This window comes from Streptomyces sp. V4I2, assembly GCF_030817655.1.
Taxonomy (GTDB): domain Bacteria; phylum Actinomycetota; class Actinomycetes; order Streptomycetales; family Streptomycetaceae; genus Streptomyces; species Streptomyces plumbiresistens.
In genome coordinates this window covers 322,887-345,536 of sequence record NZ_JAUSZM010000003.1, presented here as the reverse complement: position 1 = coordinate 345,536, position 22,650 = coordinate 322,887, and the positions used below count along the sequence as shown (strand labels likewise).

Genomic DNA, 22,650 nt, shown 5'->3' with positions numbered 1-22,650 from the left:
CGTCGGCTGGGCCCCGGCCTACCTCGCCCGCGACCTGGTGCCAGGGCGTGATCAGTCGCGCGGGATGCGCCCCTTGCTGAGCATCGCAGTACGGACGCGTTCCTCGGCGAGGCCGCGGCCGGCGGCATGCGGAGTTACCTCCCGGCGCTCGGACTCGTCGAGGACGGTGATCGTATTGGCCCGCAGCCTGGTCGAGATCGTCTCGAAGATCGTGGCGGTGTCCGGCCGGAAACCGGAGTAACGGGCATCCATCGCGAAGGCGGCGGCGACGACGCCGCCGGCGTTGGCGACGAAGTCGGGGACCACCGTGATGCCGCGCTGAGCGAGGATGCCCTGGGCTTTCGCGGACGTGGGCAGATTGGCGCCTTCCACGACGAGCTTGGCCTTGATCTCGTGAGCGGCGGTGTGGTCGATGACGTCCTGCAGTGCGGCGGGCACCAGGACGTCGCAGTCCACGGTGAGTTCCGCCCCGGGAGCGAGCGTGGTGCCCCGGCGCAGGCGGGTGACGAAATGGTCGCCGTGCTCCTGACGGGAGACCAGGAGGTCCTCGACATCGAGGCCACTGGGGTCGTGCAGGGCTCCGTGGGCCGTGGAGACCGCCACGACGGTGGCACCGAGTTCGGCGAAACGCCGGGCGGCGGCGCTGCCGACGGCGCCGAAGCCCTGGATGGCGACGCGGGAGCCGGCCAGGGGGAGGCCCTGGCGCCGGGCCGCGGCATCGGTTGCCTCGGCGACCCCGTAGCCGGTGACGCCGAGCTTGTCGTACGCCACGCCGCCGAGGTGCTCGGGGGTGCCGACGGCGGCCCCGCGGTCGCCCAGCTCGTCCTGGATGATGGCGGCGTCGCTCTCGGTCAGCCCCATGTCCAGCCCCATCACGTACTCGCGGGGCACCTCGTTGGACAGGGCCCGGGCGAACGCCCGCAGGATCGCCTCCTTGTCGCGGGAGGCGGGGTCGGCGACGATGCCGGCCTTGGCTCCGCCGTAGAAGAGGTCGACGCCGGCCCACTTCCAGGTCATGACACGGGCGAGGCGGGCCACCTCGTCCACGGTCACGGTGGGGCTCATGCGGGTTCCGCCCTTGCCGATGCCCCGGGCGGTGTTGTCGATGACCAGGACGCCCTTCATGCCGGTGCGCCGCTGGGAGACGACAACGATCTTCTCGGGGCCCCAGTCGTCGACGAGGGAGAGTGCGTCAGTCAAGGGTGTTCCTTTGTCGGTAGGGGAGGGGTGGCGGGTATCAGGCGGAGGTGTCGGCCGGGGGCAGCGCGCGGGCGATGAGCTGCGCGACGTGGGTGCCCGTACGGTCCGTCTGTTGTGCGATCTGGGTGCGGCAGCTGAAGCCGTCGGCAAGGATGTGCGTGTCCGGTGCGGCCGAGCGCACGGTGGGGAGCAGGACCTGTTCGCCTGCGGCGACAGAGACGTCGTAGTGGCCGCGTTCGAAACCGAAGTTGCCCGCCAGGCCGCAACAGCCCGAGTCCAGCGTCGTGTTGTCGACCCCCATGCGGCGCAGCAGCGCACTGTCGGCGCCGAAGCCGGAGGTGGCGTGCTGGTGGCAGTGGGTCTGGCTGATCGAGGTGGCTTCGATCCGTGGGGGCTGCCAGTCGGGCGCCCGGTGGACGAGGAGCTCGGCCAGGGTGACGGTGGACCGGGCGATGGCGCGGGCGTCGGCGTTTCCGTCCAGGAGTTCGGGCAGGTCACTCCTGAGGGCGGCCGTGCAGCTGGGCTCCAGGCCGACGACGGGGATGCCCGCGCCGGCGGCGGGGGCCAGGGCGGCGGTGGTGCGCCGGGCGATGCGGCGAGCTGTGCCCAGCTGTCCGGTGGTGATCCAGGTCAGTCCGCAGCACTGGGTGCCGTCGGGGACCTGGACGCGGAAGCCGGCGCTCTCCAGCACGTCGACTCCGGCCTTGAGGACGTCGGGGGTGAAGTGATTGTTGAAGGAGTCCACCCACAGGATGACCGGGCCGAGGTGTCCATCGCCCTGGGGTGCGCGGTCGCGGAACCAGGTCAGGAAGGTCCGGTCGGCGAACCGGGGAATGTCGCGCTGCGCTGCGATCCCTCCGAGCCGCTTGATGAGGGGGGCCAGGCGTGAGGAGGTAAGCGCGTTGACCAGCCGTGGCACACGGGCGGCCGGCCGGGACAGCAGGGGGAGCCAGCCCATCGTGTAGTGGGAGGCGGGCCGGATCCGGCCCTTGTAGTGGTGGTGCAGGAACTCCGACTTGTAGGTGGCCACATCCACGCCGACGGGACAGTCGGCGCTGCACCCCTTGCAGGACAGGCACAGATCGAGGGCGTCGCGGACTTCCGTGGACCGCCATCCGTCGGTGATCACCTCGCCCTGGGTCATCTCGTACAGCAGGCGTGCACGGCCACGGGTGGAGTCCTTCTCGTCCAGCGTGACCCGGTAGCTGGGGCACATGACGTCGCCGCGGTGGCTTGCGGAGCGGCACTTGCCGACGCCGACGCAGCGGCGGGTGGCCTTGGCGAAGTCACCGCCGTCCGCGTGGAAGGGGAAGACGGTGGTCAGGGGCAGCGGGGTGCGGTGGGGGCTGACCCGCAGGTTGCCGTCGACAGGCAGCGGGTGCACGATCATTCCGGGGTTGAGGCCGTTGTCGGGGTCCCAGATGTTCTTGAACTCCTCGAACAGGGCGATGATCTCGGACCCGTACATCAGGGGCAGCAGTTCGGAGCGGGCCTGGCCGTCGCCGTGTTCGCCGGACAGCGAGCCGCCGTGCGCGGCGATCAGTTCGGCGGCGCCGGTGACGAAGGCGCGGAAGACGGCAGTGCCCTGCTCGGTGGTGAAGTCGAAGTTGATACGGACGTGCAGACAGCCCTCGCCGAAGTGCCCGTAGACCGCGCCCCGTAGATCGTGCTGCGCGAGCAGCTGGGTGAACCGGCGCAGGTAGGAGCCCAGTTGACCGGGCGGGACGGCCGCGTCCTCCCAGCCGGGCCAGGCTTCGGAGCCGTCGGGCAGACGTGTGGCCAGGCCCGCTCCGTCCTCGCGGATCCGCCACAGCTGTCGGGCCCGCGCGGGATCGATGACGACCTCACTGCCGGTGAAGCCCGTGGCCTGCCGGGCGGTCTCGGCGAGTTCAGTGGCCCGCAGGGGCAGTTCGTCGGCTGTGCCGCCGAGTTCGGCGAACAGCCACGCCTGGGCGGCGGGCAGGTTGTCGATCGCGGCGCGGGTCTCCGGCCGGGTGACGATGTCGGTCAGCGCGTGGTCGAGTCCCTCCAGCGCCAGCAGCCGGTGCTTGAGCAGGGCGGGCACGGCATCGGCCGCAGCGCAGGCGTCCTGGAAGCCGAGGACGACCAGGGCCCGGGCGGGCGGCGGGGAGATGAGGCGGACGGTCGCGGAGAGGATCACGGCGAGCGTGCCCTCGCTGCCGACAAGGGCCCGGGCGAGGTTGAAGCGCCGCTCGGGCAGCAGGTGTTCCAGCGCGTACCCCGACACCTGGCGGGGGAACTGCCCCAGCTTGGTGCGCAGCGCCGCCAGATTGCTCTGGGCGAGCCGGTACAGGGAGGCGATCAGCTGGGCGCGCTCATCACCGGCGGCCATGGCCTCGTCGATCTCGTCCTGGGTCATCTCGCCGAGACGGACCACCGTGCCGCGGTAGGTGACCACTTCGAGTTCCATGACGTTGTCCGCGGTGCGGCCCCAGGCCACGGAGTGGGTTCCGCACGCGTTGTTGCCGATCATGCCGCCGAGCGTGCAGCGGCTGTGGGTGGAGGGATCGGCGCCGAACAGCAGGCCGTGCCCGGCGGCGGCCGTCTGGAGATCGTCCAGAACGATGCCCGGCTCCACCGTCGCGGTGCGTGCCTGGGGGTCCAGGGCGATGAGGCGATTGAAATAGCGGGAGAAATCCAGCACGACTCCTGGACCGACGGCCTGCCCGGAGGTACTGGTGCCCGCGCCCCGGGATGTGACCGGCACGCCGAGGCGGCGGCACACGGCAAGGGCATTGAGGACGTGCAGGCGCTCGCGCGGGAAGACCACCGCCAGCGGAATCCGCCGGTAGTTGGAGGCGTCGGCCGAGTACTGTGCGCGGCGGCCGGCATCGCCGGCGACCTCGCCGCAGTTCCCCCGGCTGAGGGCTTCTGTCACTGCTGCCGCGTCCACGCTGCCGAGGCCTTGCCCTGTCGTGGCCACTGGTGCTCGCTCCTTCGTGCTCACCGGTCGCGTTCGACCCGGCCACCCCACGATGTCCGCCGGCCAGGCCACGCCACAAGGCCCAGCAGACCGAAAGCATTGACACCCCAGACCAAGGATTACTTATGCTCAGGCCTCCGCACCTCTCAGGAGCCCGCCTTGCTGAAGCCTCTGCATCTGCTCACATTGAAGGTCGTCGTCGCCAGCAAATCGTTCGCCATCGCAGCCCGCGACCTCGGCTACACGGCCTCCGCGATCTCGCAGCAGATCTCCGCCCTGGAAAAGGAGACGGGGCTGGTCCTGTTCGAGCGGGAGGCGCACGGGATCCGTCCGACCACCGCGGCGCACCGCCTGGTCGACCTCAGCGCGCGGGCGCTGGCCGCCATGGACGATCTGGATTACCAGGTGCGGGAACTCGCCACCGGCGCCACCGGCCGACTGAGGCTGGGCAGTTTCCCGACGGCAAGCGTCAGGCTGGTGCCCGCCGCGCTCTCGGCGCTCGGCGAAACGCATCCGCGCGCCCAGATCCAGCTTGACGAGGGCGAACCCGAAGAGCTCATCGCATCGCTCGGGAGCGGCGACCTGGACATCGCGCTGGTGTACGAGTACGGGCTCAGCCCGCGGCAGTGGCCCGACGGACTGACCTGCCATCACCTGCTGCGGGAGGACCTCATCCTGCTGCGGGCGCACGGCAGTGCCCTGGGCGCACATCTTCCCCACCTGTCCAGGGCGCGGTGGATCACCAGCCGGGAAGGCACGGCTGGGGCCCTGTCGCTCACCCGGCTGTGCGCCGCCGCCGGATTCGATGCCGCAGTCGCCTTCCGCAGCAACAACTACGACGTGGTGCGGGAGCTGGTCTCCGCCGGTCTCGGAGTGGCTGTCGTACCGGCCCTCAGCCACGTACCCAGTGAGGACATCGAGGCCACATGCCTGACGCAGCGCTCCGCGCACCGCCAGGTGATGGCGTTGCACCGCGCCGAGAACAGTAATCCCCTGCTGGCTACGATGCTCGATGCCCTGCGGCGTGCGGTGCCGGCCGGCGAGCCGTATCTGCACCCGGCCTGAACCAGGCCTACGCCGGGATGCCGCGCCGGGTCCCGGCCACCGCCCGCAGGACGTCGACCAGCGCCGCCACCGTGGGGCGACGCTCGGCCGAGGAACGGAACACCACGACGATGTGCCGCTCGATCGTCTCGCGCAGCCTCACCACGTCGAAGCGTGAGGCGCGCAGTCTGAGCATCAGATCCGTCACGGTGCTCACCCCGATGCCCGCCTCGACGAGTGCAAGGGTGGCTGCGGTGTCCGTTACCTCGTGTTGTACATCCGGCTCGATGCCCGCCCGCCGGCAGGCGGTGCGCACGGCGCGGCCGTAGTAGCTGTCGGCCGAGGCCATGATCCATACCAGGTCCTGGGTGTCGGTCAGGGCGACCTCGTCCCGGCCGTCCATCGACCCGGCGGGCACCGCGAGTGAGAACCGCTCCCGGTAGAGCTGCACCACCCGCAGGGCCGGATCACGACGGATGGGCAGATCCGGGTAGTCCAGGCCCAGCGCCAGGTCCACGCCGCCGGAGGCGACTGCGTCGTACACCTCGTCCACGTCCATGTCGCGGCTGTGCACGGCCAGCCCGGGATGGGCCTCGCGCACCCGCCGCAGGGCCTGCGGCAGGATCTCGGCGGCGGCCGTGGCGAACAGGCCGACCAGCAACACCCCGGAGATCTCGTTGCGACTGCGCTCCAGGGCCTGGACCGCCTCGGCCTCCGTGGACAGGATCCGCTCGGCGTGATCGGCCAGCGTCATCCCGGCGTCGGTGAGCTCCACCCGTCGCCCCACACGCTGCAGCAGCTCCATGCCGGTTGCCTTCTCCAGCGCGGCGATCTGCTGGGAAACCCCGCCTGGGGTGTATCCCAGGGCCTGTGCCACCGCGGTGATGGTTCCGCGCCGGCGCAGCTCCACCAGGGAGCGCAGCTGGGAACTGGTCCAGTCCATATAGAGATCCTAATAGATCAGACGCACTAACTGTTCATAGACGTCAACGGTTGGGGGCCGTCACGATGACAGGCAGATAGCTGATCAGCACGTCTCACCACAAAACTGACAGCCCGAGCCACGCCCCGAACGGATGCCTCTTCGGCTCTGGCGTCGGCCTCTGGAAAGGGGATCGGCCACTTGCCCACCTCATCCACCCTCCGCACCGTTCCGCAGGCAGCCGATGTCGTGATCATCGGCGGTGGCGTGATGGGTGCCAGCATCGCCTTCCACCTGGCCGAGGCCGGAGTGACCGACACCGTCGTGGTCGAGCGCGGCGACCTGGGCTGCGGCAGTTCCGGCAAACCGATCGGCGGAGTGCGGGCCCAGTTCTCCGACCCGCTCAACATCGAACTGGGCAACCGGAGTCTGCGGGCCTTCCAGGACTTCGCGCACCGCCCCGGCGCCGACATCCGTCTCGACAGCGTCGGCTACCTCTTCCTGCTCACCAGCGACCAGCAGGCCGCGGACTTCGAGGTCAGTGTCCGGATCCAGAACAGCCTGGACGTGCCCAGCCGCATGATCAGCCCGGACGAGGCCCGCCGGCTGTGTCCCTACATCACCACCGACGGACTCGTGGCCGCCGTCTACTCAGCCGCCGACGGCCACGCCCGCCCCGCCCTGGTCGTCCACGGATATGCCGACTCCGCGGCCCGGGCCGGCGTCAGGTTCGCTCCGCACACCGCCGTGACCGGCATCGACACCGCCGGCGACCGTGTCACCGCTGTTCACACCGACCGCGGCCGGATTTCCTGCTCCACCGTCATCTGCGCGGCGGGCGCCTGGTCGGGGCAGATCGGCGACATGGCCGGCATCAACCTGCCGGTGCGGCCGGTGCGTCGCCAGCTGGCTTTCACCGAGCCGCTGACACCTCCGGCACCTCGCATTCCCTTCACCATCGACTTCTCGACCTCGGCCTACTTCCACAACAGCGACGACGGTCTGCTGTTCGGCCTGGCCGATCCCGACCAGCCTGACGGCTTCGACACCACCTGGACCCCCGACTGGCTCGATCTGTTCCGTGCCGCCGCGCGGCGCCAGGCCCCCGCGCTGGCCGACATGGAGATCGCCGACGGCTGGGCCGGACTGTACGAGGTCACCCCGGACCACAACGCGCTGATCGGACGCTCCGGCGAACTGGCCAACTTCCTGTACGCCACCGGATTTTCCGGCCATGGCTTCCTGCAGGCCCCTGCCGTCGGCGAGATCGTGCGCGACCTCTGCCTGGACCGCGAACCGTTCATCGACATCTCACCCCTCAGCGCCGACCGCTTCCGGGCCGGGGCCGAGATCCGTCCCGAAGCCCACGTGGTGTGAATTCCCGTGACCGCCCAACTGCCCGACTGCCCGACCGCCCGCCCGATCCAAAGCCCGATGGAAAGGCAGACCCGTCGATGATCAGCCAGTGGCAACTGCGCGCCGCCTTCGCCTCGCGGCTCTCGGACATGTACGGGCGGGAGGTCCCCGCCTACACCACGCTCGTGGACGTCTCGCGCGAGGTCAACGAGGACGTCCTGCGCGCGCAGGGTGCCGACGCGGAACGTCTGGGATCCATCAGCCGGGTGACCGCGGAACGGCACGGCGCCATCCGCGTCGGCACCCCCGGCGAACTGCGGCAGGTCGCCCGCATCTTCGGGGCCCTGGGCATGCACCCGGTGGGGTTCTACGACCTGCGCGAGGCCGCCGCCAGCGCGGTGCCCGTCGTATCGACCGCGTTCCGTCCCATCGACGGCGAGGAACTGGCACGTAACCCCTTCCGCGTCTTCACGTCCTTGCTCACCCCGGCGGACCCGCGGTTCTTCGACGCCGGTCTGCGCTCCCGCCTGGAGACGTTCCTCGCCGGCCGCGAGCTGTTCCCGCCGGAGCTGCTCGCCCTGGCCGACCGGGCCGAGGCGGAGAAGGAACTGCCGGACGCCGCAGCCGAACGCTTCCTCCTGCTCGCCGTGCAGGCCTTCGAGTTGTCGGCCGAGCCGATCGACAAGGCCTGGTACGAGACCCTGGAGAAGGTCTCCGCCGTGGCCGCGGACATCGGTGGTGTGCGCAGCACCCATATCAACCACCTCACCCCGCGCGTCCTGGACATCGACGAGCTCTACCGGCGCATGACCGGGCGCGGCATCGAAATGATCGACGCCATCCAGGGCCCCCCGGACTGGAAGGGCCCCGACCTGTTGCTGCGTCAGACGTCCTTCCGGGCGCTGGCCGAGCCCCGCGCCCTGCGCACCCCGGACGGCAGCGTGATCACCGGTGCCCTGCGCGTGCGGTTCGGCGAGGTCGAAGCCCGTGGCATCGCCGTCACCCGCGAGGGCCGGGCCCTCTACGACCGCCTGCTCGCCCTCGTCGACCAGCAGGCCGCCCTCCACCCCCGGGCGGACCGGAGCGAACTCGCCCGCACCCTGTGGGCCGAGCACGTCCCCGGCAGCGAGCGAGAACTCGCCACCCAGGGGCTGGCGTACTTCACCTACCAGGTCGCGACCGACCGGCCACGGGACGGAAGCCGCCCGCCGACCGGCATCGGCGACTTGCTGGGGCAGGGCTGGGTCCGGGCCGAGCCCGTTGTCTACGAGGACTTCCTGCCCCGCTCCGCGGCCGGCATCTTCCAGTCCAACCTCAGCGGCGAGGGCTCCAGGAACAACGACCAGGAAGGCGCCGCCTACGACAGCGCATGGCTCTCCGGCGCCATCGACCGCGAAGTCCTCGACCCCTTCGCCCTCTACGAGGAGCAGCAGAACCGCTCCATCGCCCAGGTCGCCAGGGAACTGGGACTCGACGGCGCAATCGGCTGACCCCGCCGATCCGGTCCTCACCCCTCAACCCCCAAGGGAGCATCATGACCAGCACCACCCTGCCCACCACCGAGGACCTGCGCGCCCGAGCCCGTGCCGCCCTGGAGCGCGTCGGCGTCACCGTTCAGGAAGGCACCGACTTCCAGGCCCGTACGCCCATCACCGGCGAGGACCTCTTCGGCCTGACGGCCGCCACCGCCGCTGACACCGAGGAGGCCATCAGCGCCACCCGCGAGGCCTTTCTCACCTGGCGCACCACACCGGCGCCCCGTCGCGGCGAACTCGTCCGCCGCCTGGGCGAGTTGCTCCGTGATCACAAGAGCGACCTGGCCGACCTCATCACCATCGAAGCGGGCAAGATCCGCTCGGAGGCGCTGGGTGAGGTCCAGGAGATGATCGACATCTGTGAGTTCGCGGTGGGCCTGTCCCGTCAGCTCTACGGGCGCACCATCGCCTCCGAACGCCCGGGCCATCGCCTCGCCGAGACCTGGCACCCCCTCGGTGTCGTCGGTGTCATCTCCGCGTTCAACTTCCCCGCCGCCGTGTGGTCGTGGAACACCGCCGTGGCTCTGGCCTGCGGCGACACCGTGATCTGGAAGCCCTCCGAGCTCACCCCGCTCATCTCGCTCGCCTGCGACCGGCTGCTGGCCCAAGCCGCCGAAGAGGTCGGCGCCCCCCTCGACGTACACCGTCTGCTGCTCGGCGACCGCACCATCGGCGAGAAGCTCGTGGACGACCCCCGCGTCGCGCTCATCAGCGCTACCGGTTCCACCCGCATGGGCCGCGAGGTCGGCCCCCGCGTCGCGGCCCGCTTCGGGCGCACTCTGCTGGAGCTCGGCGGCAACAACGCCGCCGTTGTCGCGCCCTCCGCCGACCTCGACCTCGCCGTCCAGGGCATCGTCTTCGCCGCCGCCGGTACCGCGGGACAGCGCTGCACCACCCTGCGCCGACTCATCGTCCACCGCGACATCGCGGACACCCTCATCGCACGGCTGACGGCCGCGTACGCCAAGCTCCCCATCGGCGACCCGTTGGACGAGAACACCCTCGTCGGACCGCTCATCTCCACCAAGGCTCTCGAAAGCATGCAGGACGCCCTCACCCGCGCACAGGCGCGGGGCGGCAAGGTTCTCGTGGGCGGCGGCCGCCGGCTGGCCGACACCGCCCCGGGGGCGGCCTACGCCGAACCGGTCATCGTTCGCGTCGACGAACAGACCGACGTCGTACGGGAGGAGACCTTCGCCCCGGTCCTCTACGTGCTGACGTACGACACGTTCGAGGAGGCCATCGCCCTGCACAACGATGTTCCCCAGGGCCTGTCCTCGAGCATCTTCACCCGCGACCAGCAGGAGGCCGAGCTCTTCCTCTCCTCCGAGGGCTCCGACTGCGGCATCGCCAACGTCAACATCGGCACCTCCGGCGCGGAGATCGGCGGCGCCTTCGGTGGTGAGAAGGAGACCGGCGGCGGCCGCGAGTCCGGCTCCGACGCCTGGCGCGCATACATGCGCCCGGCCACCAACACCATCAACTACTCCAGCAGGCTCGCCCTCGCCCAGAACGTCAGCTTCCTCTGAACGCGCGCCCTCAGCCTCGCCCCGGACCTGTGCCGGGGGCGGGCCTGACGGACGCTCGTCCGGGACTGCGGCTACATCGGCTGGAGCGAGGGTGCCCCGTTACTCGAGGACTTCTCGTAGGCGGCGAGCAGGCGCTCGGTGTCGGCCATCTGCCGGAGCCAGCCGTCGCGGACGACGTCGATGCCCGTCTCGGGGTCCTGCAGGGAAGCCAGGTACCCGGCGAGCGGGGCGCCCCCCGGGCCCGCCTGCTCGTGCAGTTCGATCATTTTGGCCACGAGCTTGGTCTGCACGCCGTAGATCGGGATCTGCGGGCCGCGCGGTGCGATGAGGCCGATGAAGTACAGCTTCTCGGCGGTTTCCGTCACGATGCCGCCCGCGTAGCGCACCGGAGCCCCGGCGGCGGAGGGGAAGAGGGAGTCATCGAGGAACGGGAGCCGGACGTTGAAGCCGGTGGCCCACAGGATGGTGTCGTAGTCGCGGGAGGTGCCGTCGCCGAAGTGGACGGTGTTGCCATCGAACCGCTCGATGCCCGGACGGACGGTGATGCGGCCGTGGTGGATCCAGTACAGGAGGAGGTCGTTGACGACCGCGCGGCCCTCGGCGAGGGTGGCTCCCTCGGGCTCGGGCAGGCCGGGGTAGGCGTTCCACTCCCCGATCGACAGGCGGGCCATGAGCCGGCTGATCAGGTCCTGCTCCGGCGGCGAGAAGTCGGCCAGAAACGGGACTTCCTGGCGTGGCACGCCGAAGTAGGTCTTGGGCTGGAACCACGAGCCGTGCCGGATGACGATGTCGGCGTCCAGGCGGTGCTGGGCGACGTCGACGGCGAGGTCGCAGCCGGAGTTTCCGGCGCCGACGACGAGGATGCGGTCGCCCTCCAGTTCCGAGACGTTCTTGTAGACGCCGGAGTGGATCGTCTTTCCGGTGAACTCGCCGGGGATGTCCGGGATCCTGGGGTCCCACAGGTGGCCGTTGGCCACGAGCACGCCGTCGTAGACCTCGTCGTCCCCGGCGGAGGTGGTCACCCGCCAGCCGTACGACCCCGTCCGCGCGTCCGTGACACCTTCGGGGGCCGGGACCGGCTCGACGCTCGTCACGGCCGTGCCGAACCGGATGATCTCGTAGAGGCCGTGCTCGCGTGCGTACGACTCGATATAGGCGCGCACCTGGTCGCGGCGCGGGAAGTGCGGGTACTCGGCGGGCATCGGAAAGTCCTCGAACGCCGTCATGTCGCGCGAGGTGATGAGGTGAAGGGCGTCGTAGTCGGTGTGCCAGTGGCCGCCGACCCGGTCCGTCTTCTCGAAGCAGTCGACGCTGTGGCCGCGCCGGCGCAGTTGCTGGAGGGCGGAGACGCCTGCGGCTCCGGCGCCGATGATGCAGTAGCGGGACATGGGGGTTCCCTTCGTGGTCCGGGACGGTGGCTTCCGAAGCCGTCACCCGGCGGCCTTGGACCGGGGCGGGGTTGGCGTGCGGAGCGAGGGCTTCGTTGCATCCAGACGCGGTCAGGGGTGAGTGGGTCCGCCCGTCAGGATGACCAAAGTATTGACGGGACAACTGCTCTAGGTGAATGCGTGATTTACGCCATGCCCATAGGGTTTTCCTATGGTCGGCCCGCTCTCCTCAGGGGCGGCCGGGTCTCACTCGCCGCCGGCTCCCTCGGTGTGGCTGATCACCGGGTCACAGGTCTCCAGCGCCGCCAGGTGCTTCGTGACCAGTTCCATCAGCACGCGCGTGGCGGGGGAGAGGTGGGCGTCGCGCCGGGTGATGAACGCGAACGTCTCGTGCAGGGGCGGGTCCAGCGAGACGGAGTGCAGGCGCTCCAGATACCCCAGCGAGCGGGCGAGGGGCAGGGAGATGACGGTGTCGCCGACGCCACGGGCAGCGAGGGTGAGGGCCAGGGCGGGGGACTCGACCTCGGCCACGGGGTTGAGGGAGACGCCCGCCCTCTGGACACGCCCCAGCAGCTGGCGACGGGTGGGGTCGATATTGCCCCAGCGCGCCTCGGGGAGGATGAGCGGTGCTTCGGCCAGCCGCTGCGCCGTGGGCGGCTCGGTGACGCGCGACGGATAGGCGCTGACGTAGACGACCTCGCACGTCCATACGACGCCGCTCACGTCCAGGCCGCGGTCGTCCACCGGCAGGGCGACAAGCCCCGCCTCCAGTGCGCCGTCGCGGACGGCGTCGGCGACCTCGCTGGAGTTCAGCCCCACGACACGGATTCTCACCCTCGGGTGCTGGGCGCGGAAATCGGTGATCAGGTCGCTCAGCAGCAGGTGCTGCGCGCTGCTGAAGGTGCCGAAGGCCACGGTGCCGCCGGTGAGCGTACGCACTCCGCGCACCGACTCCTCTGCCTCATTCGTGGCGATGCGGACGTGCTGGGCGCGCGGCAGCAGCAGATGTCCGGCTTCGGTCCGCACCAGCTTCCGATTGGTGCGGACGAAGAGCGGGACGCCGAGCGAGTGCTCCAGGCGCCGGATCTGCTCGGACAGGCTCGGCTGCGCGATGTACAGCGCTTCCGCCGCCGCGGAGAAGGAGCCGTGCTCGACGGCGGCGAGGAAGTAGGTCAACTGCTGCAGCGTCATCGTGTTTGCCAAAGGCTGATCCTTGAGGAGCCTCGGAATTTCGAGGGTTTACCAATTGCCGTGGAGATCTCCATACTCTCCGCAAGCGCTGGGGTGGTCAACGGCCGGACGCACATCACCGTCGCCGGACCGTGACCAGCCCGCACCCTCCGGCCCGTTCACTGAGCCAGTTCACAGGTCCCCAGCCTTCTCGTCCCCCTCCAGCCCGCTCACGGCTGGAGAAGGAGGTCTCCCCGTGCGGAACTCCCCTGAGCAAGTCCGCGAATCGGTCCTGGAACCCAGCCGCGATGCCCGGGCCCGCCGCACCGATCAGTACATCCCACCCAGGAGACGGCATTGAGTACGCATCCCAGCACGCCGGCCGGCGCACGGCTGTCCGGCAGGACCGTCCTGATCACCGGCGGTGCCCGCGGTCAGGGAGCCTCGCACGCCGAACGGCTCGCCTCCGAAGGGGCGCGGGTCCTGGCCTGCGACGTCCTCGACGACGCGGGCAAGGCCACTGCCACCCGCCTCCAGGAGGCAGGGCTCGACGTGGAGTACATGCACCTCGACGTCACATCACCCGACGACTGGGCCCGGGCCGTCCAGCATGCCCGGACGGCCACCGGACGCCTGGACGTACTCGTCAACAACGCCGGGATCATCCACGTCAACCCGCTCCTCGAGGAACGCGCCGAGGACTGGAACGCCACCCTCTCCGTCAACGTCACCGGCCCGCTGCTGGGCATCCAGGCAGCCGCACCCCTGATGCGTGAGAACGGCGGCGGCTCGGTCATCAACGTCGCCTCGATCTTCGGAGTGGTCGGTGCCGCCGGCTACGTCGCCTACTGCGCCAGCAAGGGCGCCCTGATCGCGCTCACCAAGACCGCCGCCCTGGAACTGGCCGCCGACGGCATCCGCGTCAACGCCCTCTGCCCCGGCGGAGTCAGCACCCCCATGAACGAACACGAGAAGGAAGGCGGCGTGATCCCGCAGACCCCGATGGGCCGCCGCGCCCACGTACGGGAGATCTCCGGAGCCGTCGCCTTTCTCGCGTCCGACGACTCCAGCTTCACCACCGGAACGGAGATGATCATCGATGGCGGCTTCCTCGCCCACTGAGCCCCCGCACTCGGGGCCCCCGCGCTCCACGGCCCTGGTGACCGGCGCGGCCAGCGGCATGGGCCGGGCCGTCGCGGAGCGGTTCCTCGCCGAGGGCTGGTCCGTCCTCGGCGTGGACCGCGACACCACGGCCCTCGACAAGGTGGCCGACGAGCTCGGGGCCGCCTTTCGGCCTGTGGCGGTGGACATCACCGACCGTGCCGCCGTTGCCACGGCCCTCGGCTCCCCGGAGGGGCTGCGCGCCGTCGTCAACGCCGCCGGCATCTATCCCCCCACCCTTCTCGCCGACTTCGACGAGCCGACCTACCGGCGCATCTTCGACGTGAACGTCCTCGGCACCCTCAACGTCACCGCCGAAGCCGTCCCCGCATTGCGCGGCGCGGGCGGCGGATCGGTCGTCAACTTCGCCTCCATCGACGCCTTCGCCGTCTCGCCCGGCCAGTTGATCTACAGCGCCTCAAAGGCGGCCGTGGTCTGTCTGACCCGCTCCCTCGCCCAGGAGCTGGCCGCCGACGGCATCACCGTCAACGCGATCGCCCCCGGCTGGGTCGACACCCCGGGCACCCGCGCCGGCGGCCGCATGGAACAGGCCGTCTCCACCATCCCGTTGGGCCGGGCCGCCCAGCCAGAGGAGATCGCCGACTGGGTCTGGAAGCTGTGCCACGGCACGTACATGACCGGCGAAACACTTGTCGTCAGCGGCGGCATCGCCGTCCGCTGACCCCTTTTGAAAGGTCCCGCCACGCAACGGAGACATGCCCATGACCGTCCAGCACGGGCCGACGGACATAGGAGTACGCGCGTTCGCCGCGCAATGCGTGACGGCCGACTGCATCGGCTCACGGCCGGGAACGGCAGGTTACCCAAGGCGCCGAAAGTTACTCTTCGGTCTCGGCGACTGAATACAGGAGATTCGTTTCCGGCGAGTTAATTCCTCGCGAGATGGTGGCCCACGTGGTCCGCCCTGTTTTCGCATGCCCTCTTGGCGCATCCCGGCATGAATAACAATTCAACGCCGAAACCTGATGAAAACTTTGCCGTGACCTGTAAGTGACGTGGAAGCCCCAGATTTCCCATTACCTTCGGAGTTGAGGAGTGGAATGTTCAGAGCAGCCAAGATTTTCGCAACGGTCGCGGTGGCCGGGCTCGCTGCAAGTGCCTGCGGGGGCAGCGCTTCGGGCGGCTCGGACGGTGGCTCGAGCAGCGGCACGATGGTCATCGGTATTGACCTGCCGCTCCAGGGCGCGTCCAAGGACGCGTCCGAGTCGACGGTCAACGCGATGAAGCTCTACCTGGACCAGGTGGGCGGCAAGGCCGGCAAGTACAAGGTGAAGCTCAAGGTTTACGACGACTCGACTGCCGCCAAGGGAGCCTGGGACGACGCGACCTGTGCCAAGAACGCGCAGGACCACGTGGCCAACACCGAAGAGGTCGCGGTCATGGGCACGTACAACTCCGGCTGTGCGAAGATCGAGGTCCCGGTCCTGAACCAGGACCCGAAGGGCCCCATGCTGATGGTGTCGCACGCGAACACCAATCCCGGTCTCACGAAGTCCTGGGACCCGGGAGAGCCCGAGAAGTATTTCCCGTCCGGTAAGCGCAACTACGCCCGTGTCATCGCCACCGACGATTACCAGGGTGCGGCGGGAGCCCAGTTCGCCGCCAAGGATCTCGGCGTCAAGAGCTGCTACGTCCTCAACGACAACCAGACCTACGGTATCGGTGTCGCCAAGGCGTTCGTGGACGAGGCGAAGAAGCAGGGCATCAAGGTGCTCGGCAACCAGGCCTGGGACCTCAAGCAGCCGAACTACACCGCGCTCTTCACCAACATCAAGGCGACCAACCCGGACTGCGTCTACCTCGGCGGCATCTTCGACAACAACGGCGGTCAGCTGGTCAAGGACAAGGTCAAGGTCCTTGGCGACAACTCCAAGGTGAAGCTGATAGCACCTGACGGCTTCAGCGGTTACCCGGACTTCGACAAGCTGGCTCAGGCCCAGGGCTCGTACCTCACCTTCGCGGGCCTGACCACCACCAGCCTGCGCGAGCAGGGCGGCGTCGGCGCGAAGCTCCTCGACGCCTACAAGAAGAAGTACGGCGCCGACCCGGCGACCAACTACGCGCTGTACGCGGTAGAGGCGCTGCAGGTGATCATGAAGGCGATCGAGGGGTCCGACGGGACCCGGGCGAGCATCCGGGACCAGGTGTTCTCGGGCAGCGGGATCAGCATCCCGGCCGACGTGTCGGCAGTGGGCAAGAAGCTCACCATCTCCCCCAAGACGGGTGATGTCGATGTCCTCGACATCTCGGTGATCAACGTCAAGGACAACGAGGAGAAGTTCCTCAAGCCGTGGCCCGTCAGCTGAGCTGAGGCCTACGGGGCGGGCGGCATCCGACCAGGTGTCGCCCGCCCCGGACCGCCTTCCGGCCGGCTCCCCTGCACGTGATCTCACCTCCCCGAGGACCCTTCATGGCAGCAACTGCTACCAGCGTCGTGGTGCCAGCCACGATCGACCGCAAAGCGGTTTTCCAACGCTATGCCACGTACGCCATCCTCTTCGGCGTCGTCGTCTGGCTCGGCGTCAACCTGATCCACGCACCCGCACAGTTCTTCTCGGCGGGCGCTGAGGGACTCAACAACGGGATGCTCTACGCGCTCATCGCGCTCGGGTACACCCTGGTCTACGGCATCATCGAGCTGATCAACTTCGCCCACGGCGACCTGTTCATGCTCGGAGCCCTGTTCAGCGGATTCCTGCTGACCACCGTCATGGGGCAGACCACCTCCACTCTCCTCGGCTGGGTGCTCCTGCTCGTCACGCTGGTCGCCACCATGGCCTTCTGCGGCGGCGTCAACGTGACCCTGGAGTTCGTGGCCTACCGGCGCCTGCGGCGGGCTCCCAAACTCGCCCCGCTGATCACCGCGGTCGGCATGAGCTTCATCCTTCAGTTCATCGGCCTGAAGTGGAACGGCTCGACGCCCCAGCAGTGGCCGACCATTCTTCCCGAGGGGTCCTTCGGGTTCGGCGGCTTCGAGGTCGACTACAGCCTGCTGGCCGTCGTCGCGGTGACCGTGCCCGTCCTGCTGCTGCTGAAGTGGGTCGTCACCAGCACCAGGCAGGGCAAGGCGATGCGGGCCGTCGCCCAGGACCAGGACGCCGCCCGGCTCATGGGCGTCAACGTGAACCGGACCATCTCCTTCACCTTCCTGATCGGCGGGGCGCTGGCCGGCACCGCGGGCGTGATGTACCAGCAGGTCGTGGGCACCACGGCGTACAACCTGGGCTACCAGATGGGGCTCATCGCCTTCACCTCCGCGGTCCTCGGCGGCATCGGCAACATCTCCGGCGCGGTGCTGGGCGGCCTGCTGATCGGCGTCATCCAGGGCTTCAACGACGGCCTGCCCTACGGGTTCCACCAGAAGTGGTCCCAGACAGTGGTCTTCACCATCCTCATCCTGCTCATGGTCTTCAAGCCCGAAGGCCTGCTGGGCCGACCGACCACGGAGAAGGTGTAGCCCATGGCTTCCAAATCCGTATCCGTACCGCACCGGCTGCGGTGGCCGCTGGGATACACCGCCGTGGCGGTCCTGGTGTTCCTTGCCTACTACTACGTGATCCCCAACCTCGGACCCGACGCCCAGACGTTCTTCCGCAACTGGCTTCCGCTCACCTCGGTCAACGAGGCGCTCGTCTGGGTGATCTGCGCACTCGGCCTGAACATCGTGGTCGGCTACGCCGGCCTGCTGGACCTGGGCTTCGTCGCCTTCTGGGCCATCGGCGGCTACGTCGCGGGCTGGCTGATGTCCGGCAAGTTCTACGATGTCAACTTCAACTTCCTCGGCGGCGCGTCCGGGCCGGGCATCCACATCAGCTTCTGGCTGGTGCTGATCGTCGGAGGAGCGTTCTGCGCACTGTGGGGCGTGATCATCGGCGCGCCCACCCTGCGCCTGAAGAGCGACTACCTCGCGCTCGTGACGCTCGGCTTCGGCGAGATCATCCCGCAGGTCTTCCTCAACGGTGACAACATCGGCGGCTTCAACCTGACCAACGGCGCCCAGGGCATCACCCCGGTCGACCCGATCGCCATCGGCTCCACCAAGCTCGGACCGTTCGACCTGGTGTGGAAGTACCTGATCTTCGTAGGGATCGCCGCGCTCGTCGTCTTCATCACGCTGCGGCTGCGCGAGGGCCGGCTGGGCCGCGCCTGGCTGGCCATCCGCGAGGACGAGCTCGCTGCGAGCATGATGGGCGTACCGCTGATGCGCACCAAGCTCGCGGCCTACGCGGTCGGCGCGGTGGCGGGAGGCCTCGGCGGAGTCGCCTTCGCCACGCACGTCAACGGTGTGCTGCCCGACCGGTTCAACTTCTCGATCTCCATCACCCTGCTGGCCATGGTCGTGCTGGGCGGCATGGGCAACGTCTGGGGCGTCATCCTCGGTGCGCTCGTGCTCGCCTGGATCAACTCCACCGGGCTGCCGCAGTTCGGCACGTCCTTCAACGACCAGTTCGGGACGAACGTCAACTTCCCCTCGTACAACTTCCTGCTGTTCGGCGGCATCCTCGTCCTGATGATGCTGTTCCGGCGCGAGGGCATCCTGCCCGAATCCCGCACCCGGCTGATCCTGAAGGAACCCAGCCGGACCGACATGGAGTCGCTGCACGCCGACATGGAGGAAGCGGCACCCGAACTGGACGAGGACCTGGAACCCGTCATCGCCGCCGACGGAACAGGGGAGAAGGCATGACGACTCCGCAGACAGCACCCCAGAACACCGAGACCGGGCTGAAGCTGCGCGCCGACCACATCACGGTGCAGTTCGGCGGCCTGGTGGCCGTCAACGACGTCAGTTTCACCATCCCCGAGCAGTCCGTGGTCAGCCTGATCGGGCCCAACGGCGCGGGCAAGACGACGTTCTTCAACGTGCTCACCGGCCTGTACCGGGCGACCAGCGGCCGGGTGGTCCTCGGCGACCGGGACATCACCACTCTGGTCCCGCACAAGATCGCCGCCCTCGGCATGGCCCGTACGTTCCAGAACATCCGGCTCTTCGGCCTGATGACGGCCGAGGAGAACGTGAAGGTCGCCATGCACTCCAAGCTGCGGGCGGGGCCGTTCCACACCATTGTGCGGACCCCCCGGCAGCGCCGCGAGGAGCGGGAGGCCCATGAGACCGCCCGGGAGCTGCTGGAATTCGTCGGCATCGGCAAGTTCGCGGGCGAGTACGCACGCAATATCTCCTACGGCGACCAGCGTCGGCTGGAGATCGCCCGCGCGCTCGCGCTCGACCCGAGCGTCCTGCTGCTGGACGAGCCGACCGCCGGTATGAACCCGCAGGAGTCGGCGACGTTCACCTCGTTCGTGCACAGGCTGCGTGACGAGAAGGACCTCTCGGTCCTGCTCATCGAGCACGACATGAGCGTCGTCATGCAGGTCTCCGACCGGATCACGGTCCTCGACAGAGGAGAGAAGATCGCCGAAGGCGGCCCCGACGACATCAGGAACGACCAGCGGGTGATCGAGGCGTATCTCGGGAAGTCCGGAAGGGACAAGAAGATATGAGCGGCGCCAACGGCGTGACCGAGACGCGCGAGCCGATGCTCGAACTCGACGAGATCCACGTCTACTACGGCAACATCGCTGCGGTGAAGGGCCTGTCGCTCACCGTCTACCCGGGCGAGATCGTCACCCTCATCGGCTCCAACGGCGCGGGCAAGTCCACCACACTGCGGGCGATCTCCGGCCTGCTGCCGGTGCGGCGCGGCACCGTGACCTTCCAGGGCCGCAAGCTCAACGGCGTGGCCGATCACGAGGTCGTCAGGCGCGGCATCGCCCATTCTCCGGAGGGGCGGCGGATCTTCCCCAAGATGACCGTGGACGAGAACCTCGACATGGGCGCGTTCCTGCGCAAGGACAAGGAGGGGATAGCCGAGGACCGGGAGATGATCCTGGAGCTCTTCCCCCGGCTCCGGGAACGCATCAGCCAGAAGGCGGGCACCATGTCCGGTGGCGAGCAGCAGATGCTGGCCGTCGGGCGGGCGATGATGGCGAGGCCGCAGCTGCTGCTGCTCGACGAACCCTCCATGGGTCTGGCCCCGGTGCTCGTCGACGTCATCTTCGAAACCATCGTCCGGATCCGTGAGCAGGGCACCACGGTGCTGCTCGTCGAACAGAACGCGCTGGCCGCGCTCGAGGTCGCGGACCGCGCCTACGTCCTGGAATCCGGCTCCCTGAAACTCCATGGTCCCGCGGACGAGCTGGCCGAGGACCAGGAGATCGTCAGCGCCTATCTCGGCGGCTGACACACCCCGGGCGCGCGGGTGCGCCCACCTGGCGCGGCCACCCGCGCACCCGGGGTGTCGGTTTTCGACGAGGATGAACAGGGGGAAGTGGCGCGGTGGTGACGAGTGCGGTGGTTGCCGTGCCGCGGATGACCCCGTCGCACCGGCTCGGTTTGCTGATGGGCGCCGTCTCCGCCGTCCTGGTGGGCGTGTCCTTCGTGGCGAGCAGCGTGATGGCGCACTACCCGTTCCTGGGTGGGCAGTCGGTGCGCTACGCCCTCGGGTTCCTGCTGCTGGCCGTCCTGTGCACCCGGCGTGGATGGGCCCCGGTCCGCCGGCTCACCCCACGGCTGTGGGTGCGGCTCACCCTGGTGTCGGCGGCGGGCCTGGTCGGGTTCAACGTGGCGGTGCTCTGCGCCGAGCGCACCGCCGAGCCCGCCGTACCGGGCGTCGTGGTGGGGTGCACACCGGTGGTGGTGGCGATCCTGGCGCCGTTGATGGAGTCGAGACGCCCCTCGGGCCGGGTGGCCTGCGGGGCGCTGGTCGTGGCGGCGGGGGCCGCGGTGGTCCAGGGCTTCGGGCGGACGAACGCGGCCGGCCTGCTCTGGTCGCTGGCGGCGATGGGCGGGGAGGTGGTCATGGCCCTGTTCGTCGTGCCGGTGCTGAGAGTGCTGGGGCCACTGCTGCTGACCACCTGCGCGTGCGCGATCGCCTCGGTGGAGGCTGCGGCACTGGGCCTGGCCCTCGACGGTTCGGCGTGGGTGCGGATGCCCGACGGTGCGGAGTCGGCTGCGCTGGCGTGGCAGATCCTGGCCGTGACGGTGCTGGGCATCGTGCTGTGGTTCGGGGCCATCCACCGGATCGGCGCGGTGGGCATGGCACTGCTGTCCGGCCTGATCCCGGTCTCGGCCGCACTGACGGCGCCCATCGTGGGCACGGGAAGCTTCGGCGCCGGGCAGTTGCTGGGCAGCCTGCTCGTCGCCGCCGGTGTGTCGCTCGGCGCGTCCTCCGCGGCGGCCGACGCGGGCCCGGTCGCCGCCGCAGCGCCGGCACGCCGCCCAACGCCGCGGCAGGCTACCGTAACGAGCCCCGTGACGAAGAGGCAGGAGCGCATGCCGGAAGCACCGCAGGAGATTCTCTTCCTGTCCGAGCGTCAGGTGGCGGCGCTCTTCGATCCCGACACCGCCATCGAGTCCCAGCGGGTGGCGTTCACCGCCCTGGGCGACCGGACCGCCGAACTGCCGGAAAAGATCCTCTATCCCAGCCGCTTCGACGGCTCGATCGTCTTCTGCTACGCCTCCCGCCTGTCGGAGGACACCGGCGCGGTCTGCAAGTTCGGCAGCCTCAACCAGGGCAACAGCGGGCGCGGACTGCCCAACGTCAGCGCCCTGATCACCGCGCTCGATCCGGAAACCGGCCGCCCCGTGGCCGTGATGGACGGGACGACGGTGACGACCCTGCGCACAGCCGCCGCGAGCGCCCTCGCCGTCTCCGTCCTCGCGCGTCCTGACGCCACCCGGCTCGCGGTCATCGGCTCCGGCGTGCAGGCCCGGGCCCACGTACGTGCCATCGCCCGGGTACGCCCCCTGCGGACGGTGCGCATCTGGAGCCCCACACCGGGCAACAGCCTGGCCGCAGCGGCCGAACTCGCCGCCGAACTCGGCATCGAGGTGGCAGCCGCCAGGACTGCCGAGGAGGCGGTGGCGGAAGCCCATATCGTCGCCGCATGCACGCTGAGCGAGACGCCCGTCGTCCTCGGTGCCTGGCTGGCGAAGGGCTGCACCGTGGTGAGCGTCGGATCAGTCGAGCCGACGCGCTGCGAAGCCGACCCCGAGGTGCTGCGCCGGGCGGGAGCCGTCGTCGTCGACGACCCCGCCACCGCCGCAGGGCACTGCGGGCCGGTCGTGGCGGCACTGCGGTCGGGAGACCTCCTACGGGAGGACCTCGTCGGCCTCGGGGACGTCGTCGTGGGCCGTGCGACCGCCCGGAAGCAACCCGACGACATCGTGTTCTACGGCAGCGTCGGCATCGGCGTACAGGATGCCGCAGCCGCCTGGGCGGTGATCCAGCGGGCGCGCCACGGGGGCCAGGACGCGGCCGGGAGCGAGTGTCTCGTGCTCTGACCCGTCGCCCGCCGACGGGTTTCAGATCGTCCGGCA

17 protein-coding genes are annotated in these 22,650 nt (G+C 69.4%); 12 read left to right on the top strand and 5 right to left on the bottom strand.

Translation table 11 applies throughout. The features are described 5' to 3' along the window. Positions 1-51: 51 nt before the first annotated feature. On the bottom strand, positions 52-1,200 hold the full coding sequence (locus QFZ76_RS02250) for a Glu/Leu/Phe/Val dehydrogenase (RefSeq protein ID WP_307672088.1): 1,149 nt from the start codon (positions 1,198-1,200) through the stop codon (positions 52-54). A 37-nt stretch (positions 1,201-1,237) separates the two neighbouring features. Further along, positions 1,238-4,144 carry an FAD-binding and (Fe-S)-binding domain-containing protein gene (locus tag QFZ76_RS02245; protein WP_307672087.1) on the bottom strand — a complete coding sequence of 969 codons (2,907 nt, stop codon included), beginning with the start codon at positions 4,142-4,144 and terminating at the stop codon, positions 1,238-1,240. 159 nt (positions 4,145-4,303) lie between these two features. On the opposite strand from QFZ76_RS02245, the gene QFZ76_RS02240 reads away from it, so the two are divergent. Further along, positions 4,304-5,209, top strand: coding sequence for a LysR family transcriptional regulator (locus QFZ76_RS02240; protein ID WP_307672086.1), 906 nt, complete (start codon positions 4,304-4,306; stop codon positions 5,207-5,209). A 7-nt stretch (positions 5,210-5,216) separates the two neighbouring features. On the opposite strand, the gene QFZ76_RS02235 is transcribed toward QFZ76_RS02240, so the two are convergent. After that, on the bottom strand, positions 5,217-6,131 hold the full coding sequence (locus QFZ76_RS02235) for a LysR family transcriptional regulator (protein ID WP_307672085.1): 915 nt from the start codon (positions 6,129-6,131) through the stop codon (positions 5,217-5,219). A gap of 180 nt (positions 6,132-6,311) precedes the next feature. Between QFZ76_RS02235 and QFZ76_RS02230 the strand changes: the two genes are divergently transcribed. The 3 genes from QFZ76_RS02230 (at position 6,312) to QFZ76_RS02220 (ending at position 10,530) form a co-directional block, all read left to right on the top strand. Beyond that, positions 6,312-7,487: an FAD-binding oxidoreductase gene (locus tag QFZ76_RS02230; RefSeq protein WP_307672084.1), complete on the top strand. Its 1,176-nt coding sequence runs from the start codon at positions 6,312-6,314 to the stop codon at positions 7,485-7,487. A 77-nt stretch (positions 7,488-7,564) separates the two neighbouring features. Continuing rightward, positions 7,565-8,956, top strand: coding sequence for a VOC family protein (locus QFZ76_RS02225; protein WP_307672083.1), 1,392 nt, complete (start codon positions 7,565-7,567; stop codon positions 8,954-8,956). 44 nt (positions 8,957-9,000) lie between these two features. Continuing rightward, complete coding sequence (locus QFZ76_RS02220) at positions 9,001-10,530, top strand: aldehyde dehydrogenase family protein (RefSeq protein WP_307672082.1); 1,530 nt, start codon at positions 9,001-9,003, stop codon at positions 10,528-10,530. A gap of 71 nt (positions 10,531-10,601) precedes the next feature. Here QFZ76_RS02220 and QFZ76_RS02215 read toward each other — a convergent pair whose 3' ends face one another. Next, a complete protein-coding gene (locus QFZ76_RS02215) occupies positions 10,602-11,918 on the bottom strand; it encodes an NAD(P)/FAD-dependent oxidoreductase (RefSeq protein ID WP_307672081.1) in 1,317 nt (438 codons plus the stop codon). 246 nt (positions 11,919-12,164) lie between these two features. Beyond that, the gene (locus QFZ76_RS02210) at positions 12,165-13,121 is read right to left on the bottom strand and encodes a LysR family transcriptional regulator (RefSeq protein ID WP_307672080.1); all 957 of its coding nucleotides are present in this window, start codon (positions 13,119-13,121) and stop codon (positions 12,165-12,167) included. 324 nt (positions 13,122-13,445) lie between these two features. On the opposite strand from QFZ76_RS02210, the gene QFZ76_RS02205 reads away from it, so the two are divergent. The 8 genes from QFZ76_RS02205 (at position 13,446) to QFZ76_RS02170 (ending at position 22,614) form a co-directional block, all read left to right on the top strand. Beyond that, positions 13,446-14,210: an SDR family NAD(P)-dependent oxidoreductase gene (locus QFZ76_RS02205; protein WP_307672079.1), complete on the top strand. Its 765-nt coding sequence runs from the start codon at positions 13,446-13,448 to the stop codon at positions 14,208-14,210. Then, complete coding sequence (locus QFZ76_RS02200; protein WP_307672078.1) at positions 14,188-14,931, top strand: SDR family NAD(P)-dependent oxidoreductase; 744 nt, start codon at positions 14,188-14,190, stop codon at positions 14,929-14,931. The genes QFZ76_RS02205 and QFZ76_RS02200 overlap by 23 nt, the downstream gene beginning before the upstream one ends. A 490-nt stretch (positions 14,932-15,421) precedes the next feature. Then, complete coding sequence (locus tag QFZ76_RS02195) at positions 15,422-16,576, top strand: branched-chain amino acid ABC transporter substrate-binding protein (protein ID WP_307672077.1); 1,155 nt, start codon at positions 15,422-15,424, stop codon at positions 16,574-16,576. A 104-nt stretch (positions 16,577-16,680) separates the two neighbouring features. Beyond that, positions 16,681-17,727 (top strand): branched-chain amino acid ABC transporter permease, encoded by a 1,047-nt coding sequence (locus QFZ76_RS02190; RefSeq protein ID WP_307672076.1) that lies wholly within the window; start codon positions 16,681-16,683, stop codon positions 17,725-17,727. 3 nt (positions 17,728-17,730) lie between these two features. Continuing rightward, complete coding sequence (locus tag QFZ76_RS02185) at positions 17,731-18,957, top strand: branched-chain amino acid ABC transporter permease (RefSeq protein ID WP_307672075.1); 1,227 nt, start codon at positions 17,731-17,733, stop codon at positions 18,955-18,957. Continuing rightward, positions 18,954-19,772, top strand: a complete 819-nt coding sequence (locus QFZ76_RS02180) for an ABC transporter ATP-binding protein (RefSeq protein ID WP_307672074.1) — start codon at positions 18,954-18,956, stop codon at positions 19,770-19,772. Before QFZ76_RS02185 ends, QFZ76_RS02180 begins: the two co-directional genes overlap by 4 nt. After that, entirely contained in the window at positions 19,769-20,512 is a 744-nt protein-coding gene (locus QFZ76_RS02175) for an ABC transporter ATP-binding protein (RefSeq protein WP_307672073.1), read from the top strand. Before QFZ76_RS02180 ends, QFZ76_RS02175 begins: the two co-directional genes overlap by 4 nt. 128 nt (positions 20,513-20,640) lie before the next feature. Continuing rightward, positions 20,641-22,614, top strand: a complete 1,974-nt coding sequence (locus tag QFZ76_RS02170) for an EamA family transporter (protein ID WP_307672072.1) — start codon at positions 20,641-20,643, stop codon at positions 22,612-22,614. The last annotated feature ends 36 nt before the right edge of the window (positions 22,615-22,650 follow it).

What these genes read in the sequence shown, in the direction of transcription:
- QFZ76_RS02235 (WP_307672085.1), bottom strand. Translation starts at nt 6,131, where the DNA reads ATGGACTGGACCAGTTCCCAGCTGCGCTCCCTGGTGGAGCTGCGCCGG.
- QFZ76_RS02225 (WP_307672083.1), top strand. Translation starts at nt 7,565, where the DNA reads ATGATCAGCCAGTGGCAACTGCGCGCCGCCTTCGCCTCGCGGCTCTCG.
- QFZ76_RS02220 (WP_307672082.1), top strand. Translation starts at nt 9,001, where the DNA reads ATGACCAGCACCACCCTGCCCACCACCGAGGACCTGCGCGCCCGAGCC.
- QFZ76_RS02215 (WP_307672081.1), bottom strand. Translation starts at nt 11,918, where the DNA reads ATGTCCCGCTACTGCATCATCGGCGCCGGAGCCGCAGGCGTCTCCGCC.
- QFZ76_RS02200 (WP_307672078.1), top strand. Translation starts at nt 14,188, where the DNA reads ATGGCGGCTTCCTCGCCCACTGAGCCCCCGCACTCGGGGCCCCCGCGC.
- QFZ76_RS02195 (WP_307672077.1), top strand. Translation starts at nt 15,422, where the DNA reads ATGGTCATCGGTATTGACCTGCCGCTCCAGGGCGCGTCCAAGGACGCG.
- QFZ76_RS02190 (WP_307672076.1), top strand. Translation starts at nt 16,681, where the DNA reads ATGGCAGCAACTGCTACCAGCGTCGTGGTGCCAGCCACGATCGACCGC.
- QFZ76_RS02185 (WP_307672075.1), top strand. Translation starts at nt 17,731, where the DNA reads ATGGCTTCCAAATCCGTATCCGTACCGCACCGGCTGCGGTGGCCGCTG.
- QFZ76_RS02180 (WP_307672074.1), top strand. Translation starts at nt 18,954, where the DNA reads ATGACGACTCCGCAGACAGCACCCCAGAACACCGAGACCGGGCTGAAG.
- QFZ76_RS02175 (WP_307672073.1), top strand. Translation starts at nt 19,769, where the DNA reads ATGAGCGGCGCCAACGGCGTGACCGAGACGCGCGAGCCGATGCTCGAA.
- QFZ76_RS02170 (WP_307672072.1), top strand. Translation starts at nt 20,641, where the DNA reads ATGACCCCGTCGCACCGGCTCGGTTTGCTGATGGGCGCCGTCTCCGCC.